Origin of the sequence: Pyrobaculum sp., from assembly GCF_049971835.1 — an archaeon.
GTDB lineage: Archaea > Thermoproteota > Thermoprotei > Thermoproteales > Thermoproteaceae > Pyrobaculum.
Genome location: NZ_JBMFKV010000385.1, coordinates 1 through 1,051, shown reverse-complemented (window position 1 = coordinate 1,051; position 1,051 = coordinate 1). Strand labels below are relative to the sequence as shown.

General features: G+C 66.4%; 1 protein-coding gene and 1 pseudogene. Both read right to left on the bottom strand.

Annotation, left to right across the window (positions count from 1 at the left end):
• A pseudogene (locus tag ACP5J3_RS14865) lies at window positions 1–520 on the bottom strand (NAD(P)/FAD-dependent oxidoreductase); the annotation flags it as partial.
• A gap of 21 nt (window positions 521–541) precedes the next feature.
• Window positions 542–1,051: hypothetical protein (locus ACP5J3_RS14860; protein WP_428496388.1), on the bottom strand; the 510-nt coding region annotated here is incomplete at its 5' end.

The following is a 1,051-nucleotide window of genomic DNA, read 5'->3' as shown; positions in this document are numbered from 1 at the left end:
TGTAATCCTCGTGGATGTAGACAAGGTGTATAGAGACCTCCTTCTCCGGAAACCTAGTTTTTATGGAGTAGGCAATCTCCTGGAAGCCCATGACGGGGGTGAGCTTGTTCACCACGAAGCGCACCGCCCTAGCCCTCTCGGCGGCTTGGAGCAGTCGCTCAGCGCCGTAGACAGTCCAGTACTCGGCCTTCCCAACTTTAAAAGAGCCGGGGGCCAGCACCACGTAGTCCCCACAGAGCCTCTCCGGCCCCTCCCTCGTCCGGACGCAACCAGGCTCCACGGCCGCCGCCGTTGCTTTGACGTAGACCACCCTCCGCAACGCCTCGAAGGGGTACGCCAAGTCGCGGAAATCCACCAGCCCCGCCACCGCGATAGGCACCCCAATCGTAAACTCGTGCACAGGCTTAGGATCCACCACGTACACCAAGGCGCGGGGGACGACCTTCAGAAGCTGACTAGCGAAGTAGAGGCCGGCCACCCCCCGCCGACGACCACCACACGCATGGCGAGAAGTTGACATTGACATATATATATTGTCCGTTTAGTCCACAGTAACGACGGCCCAGCCCCCCGGCGCCTCCCCGCCCAGCCTCCTCACTGGCAGGCCCAGCCTCAGCCCGAGGGAGGCCGCCCTCTCCAAAGCCCAGCGGCTGGGCACGTCTACGAAATACACCCTGCAGTTCCCCACCAGCTCCACCAGACGCGAGAGAGCCACCACGCGGCCGCCCCCCACAGACGCCCCGCTGAGCGCCACGCGCCACCTAGAAGGCCCCACCTCCGCCAGCCGCTCCAGCGCCGCCCTCCTCGGGTCGTCCCCCAGGACCTCCACCTTGGCGAACCTCGGCACGCGCCGCAGGGCCTCCACCACGTAGGCCACAGCCGCCGCCTCAAGCGCCGACGGGTCGCCGGCGTCCACATAGACGTAGCGGTCCGCGGCTATGTACTGCGCCGCGGCGTTCTCCGCGTAGGCCACCACATACCGCCCCACCTCCCCCCCGGCCACCACCACGCCCAGGGCCCACCTAGACAGAGGACCCCACCCCCGCCGCAG